This is a genomic window from Pusillimonas sp. (genome assembly GCF_035515275.1).
Classification (GTDB): Bacteria; Pseudomonadota; Gammaproteobacteria; order Burkholderiales; family Burkholderiaceae_B; genus Pusillimonas.
Genome location: NZ_DATJBQ010000123.1, coordinates 1 through 3,498, shown reverse-complemented (window position 1 = coordinate 3,498; position 3,498 = coordinate 1). Strand labels below are relative to the sequence as shown.

General features: G+C 61.4%; 3 protein-coding genes and 1 pseudogene. 2 read left to right on the top strand and 2 right to left on the bottom strand.

What is annotated here, in order from left to right:
- Both VL003_RS08980 and VL003_RS08975 read right to left on the bottom strand, forming a co-directional pair.
- Positions 1-198 (bottom strand): annotated as a pseudogene (locus tag VL003_RS08980) (3-deoxy-D-arabino-heptulosonate 7-phosphate synthase); the annotation flags it as partial.
- Between the two features lie 21 nt (positions 199-219).
- Positions 220-849, bottom strand: a complete 630-nt coding sequence (locus VL003_RS08975) for an ABC transporter ATP-binding protein (RefSeq protein ID WP_325441672.1) — start codon at positions 847-849, stop codon at positions 220-222.
- A gap of 171 nt (positions 850-1,020) precedes the next feature.
- On the opposite strand from VL003_RS08975, the gene VL003_RS08970 reads away from it, so the two are divergent.
- Complete coding sequence (locus VL003_RS08970) at positions 1,021-1,935, top strand: DUF3348 family protein (protein WP_325441670.1); 915 nt, start codon at positions 1,021-1,023, stop codon at positions 1,933-1,935.
- Positions 1,936-1,950: 15 nt separating this feature from the next.
- On the top strand, positions 1,951-3,498 hold a 1,548-nt coding region (locus VL003_RS08965; protein WP_325441668.1), incomplete at its 3' end, for a DUF802 domain-containing protein.

Genomic DNA, 3,498 nt, shown 5'->3' with positions numbered 1-3,498 from the left:
CCGTATCGCAGCGGGCGGGGTTTCTTTATAGGCAACCAGCTTGCGCGCGGCCTCGATAGCCAGGGCGATAATGTCTGCCGGGTTGCTGTTTGCCGTTTGCGTGGGCAGCACCGGTGTGGCGGGTATGCGATAGCGCCGCTCTGTGCGCTGCAAAACCTGGTTCAGTAAAGCGGGGCGTGTTTCGGTAGAGAAAGCCAAGACAGACCCCTTCTGATGCCACTAAGCGGCGCCAAGCCCAGCAAGCGCCGCAATGCAGAACGTACTTGCCCTACAGGCCTGCACCAGTTGTTCGTCGTGACTGGCAAACAATACGACGCGGTTTTGAGCCCAGGCCTTGAACTGCTCCGCCAGTACGGCGCTCGCGCTTGCATCCAGGCCGTTGCTGGGGCCGTCGGCAACGATCACCGCCGGGTTGCCCAAGGCGGCTGCAGCCAGGTATACCTTGCGGCGCGTGCCCTTGGACATTTGTTCGAAGCGCTTGTCTAAATGAGGTTCCAGCCCCAGCTTATTCGCCAGGCTTAACGTGGTGTCGTCGACCGTGGTGTGTTTTTCAGCCGCGATTTTCTCAAGCAATTCGCGCCCCGTTTGCTGGGGAAACTGCATACAGTCGTCGGGCACGTAAGCCACCCGGGCCTTGGCTTGCTCGGGGCTGCGCACAACAGAGTGCCCTTGTATCAGGACGTCGCCTTCTTCTGGGGCAATAACGCCCGCAATAATGGCCAGCAAGCTTGATTTGCCGGTGCTGGCCTCTTCGCAAAGCGCCACGCAGCCGGGTTGAAACGTATGGGTCAGGCCCTGAAACACGACCTGGTCGCCGTAGCGCTTGGTTAGGTTTTGAATGTTCAGCATGCAGGAAAGTTTACGCAGGAATGCGACGCTAGGCTAGTTCCTGCGCGGCAAGTGTAACGGTGCCTGGGCTGGTTGCCTTTTGTTTCATGGCAAGCTTCATGTATTACGAAGACGGCCTTGGTCTGGGCACGGGGCCAGCGTGTAAAATCGTCTGTTTTCGACGCAGTTCGCATGGTTACTGAAATGCCGCAGCGTACAAGCGTAAGTAGTCCGGCGCTGGTGCGCTTGCTTTCTCGTTTGTCGCAGACCAGGGTGGTTGGCCCCGGGGCGCCGTTGGCGGCCGCGTTGAGCCAGTGGCTGGGCTGGACGGAATCGATCGTGCTGTCTACCGCGCTGAATGCGGCGTCAGATAAAAGCAATCTTGTCGCCGGACAAGAGGTTTCCGAAAATGCAGACGCAGCCGAAAGCCGGCTTGAAATTGCCAACGCGGAAGCCACCCAGCTGAAACATCAGCTGCAAGAGGCGATTCGGGCGGCGCTGGCCCCACCGGCCCCCGCCACCAGTATGCAGCGACGGCAAATGCGCGGGGCGCCCAAGGCAGCCCCCGATCTGGATTTTCCTTCGTACCGGCGGCGTTACTCCTTGGTTCAGCAGAAAATGGAGTCTGGCATTACGGAGCTTCGGGCGCGTTTGCGTGCGCGGCTGGCGGCGCAGTCTCCCCTTGCCGCGCGGCTGGCGGCCATAGATGCGGCCATGGAGCAGGCCCTGACCGGGCAAGAGTTGCGTTTGCTGGCGTCTATTCCGAACTTGCTCGAGCGCCACTTTCTAAGCCTGTCGCAAGCGGGGCAGCCGCAGCCGGCAGCCCGACCCGGGCAGTTTGAACAGGCCCCAGGCGCTGAAGCGCAAGCTCCGGGTGCAGAGAAACAAGCCCACGATGCCGATGGGGTAGTTCAACAAGCAGTAAAACAACCGGCGCTGCGAACCGCTGCGTCCCGGGCAGTCGGAGCCGCCGCACAGTTGAAATCCGGCCCCTGGCTGGATACATTTCGTGAAGACATGCGCGCCGTGTTGCTGGCCGAGCTGGATCTTCGCCTTGAACCGATAGAAGGGTTATTGTGTGCGCTTCGCGACTCGATCAGCACATGACATCGCTAAGAATTTATGAATAGAGTTATTTATTTACTGGTATTTGTGGTCGGACTGGCGGTGGCCCTGTGGGTCGGCGCGGGCTATGTGGGCTCGAACCTGCTGGCCCTGGCGGTTACAGCCATTATTGTGGCCGCATACTCGTTCGGCGGCCTGGAGCTGCTGCGCTTTCGCCAGGCGACTCAAACGCTTGATAACGCGCTGAGCGGGGTTGAAAGCGGCGAGTTGAATGTTGCGCCGGGCAACGTGAATGCCTCCACAACGCCGACATCGAGCGCCGAAGCAGTGGAAGCTGCAGCACCGCCTGACGCGGGTTCCGCACAATTGTCCTTGGGGCCGGGCCCCGCCGCAAACGCTTCAACCGCACACACCTTTCAAGCGTGGTTGAGCCAGTTGGACCCCACTCTGCGCGACACCGTTCGCTTGCGCGTGGAAGGCGAGCGGGTCGGTCTGCCCGGGCCTACGCTTACCCCCTATCTGGTCGGCTTGCTGGTGCTGTTGGGCATGCTCGGCACCTTCCTGGGCATGGTGGCCACCCTGCGTGGCACCGGCCTGGCGCTGGAACACGCCACCGACCTGCAGGCCATACGGGCCTCGCTTGCCGCGCCGGTAAAGGGTTTGGGCTTTGCGTTTGGCACCTCGGTGGCCGGCGTGGCGGCTTCCGCCATGTTGGGGCTAATCGCCGCCCTGGCGCGGCGTGACCGCATCCGTGCTGGGCGCCGACTGGACGCAGCCGTTGCCGGCGCACTGCGCGTGTTTTCAAGAACGCATCAGCGCGATGAAAGCTTCAAGCTCATGCAGCAGCACGCACAGGCTTTGCCGGTCGTTGCCGAGCGCCTTCAAACCATGATCGAAGCGCTGGAAAGCCGCAGCCTTGAGTCTGTTGAGCAGTTGCAGCAACGCACAAGCAAGCTCGACGAACGTTTGCAACAGAATGCAGAGCTTTTGCATCAGCGGCTGGAAGCGCGCGCAGCCGAGCAAGATGCGCGGCTGCTGGCCGGCCACGATGCCTTGAATGCCAAACTGACCGAGCTCTATTCCGGGCTGACCGCCTCGGTGGAAAAGTCGCTGGCAGAAAGCCTGGCCGAAACCGGCAACCTGGTGGGCGCGGCGATTCAGCCGGTGGTTGAATCCACCTTGGCGGGCCTGGCCCGCGAAAGCGCCGCACTGCAAAGCGCTGTGCAGCAGTCTGTGCAGCAACAGCTTGAATCCCTCTCGGGCCGGTTCGAGCAATCTACCACCAAGGTGGCCGGCATCTGGACAGACGCCTTGGCCGAGCATCAGCGTGTCAGCGAAGCGCAGCTTCAAGCACAGAAAGATCTTGGCGAATCATTGATTGAACAGCATCAGTTGGCCGGGCAATCGTTGGTCGAGCAGCATAAGTCGGCCGGAGAAGCCCTTATCCAGACGCAGCAGCGCGCCGGCGAATCGTGGGCAAGCGATTTGCGCAGCTCGCTTGATTCGGTTTCGGAAACCTTCGCGCAACGTTCGTCGGCCATGGTCGATGGCGTGGCAGAGCGGCTCGATGCGGTGTCGACGACCCTTTCCGCAGGTTGGCAAGAT

Bases quoted from the DNA above. Each gene is read 5' to 3' on its own strand.
- VL003_RS08975 (WP_325441672.1), bottom strand. From the start codon at position 849: ATGCTGAACATTCAAAACCTAACCAAGCGCTACGGCGACCAGGTCGTG.
- VL003_RS08970 (WP_325441670.1), top strand. From the start codon at position 1,021: ATGGTTACTGAAATGCCGCAGCGTACAAGCGTAAGTAGTCCGGCGCTG.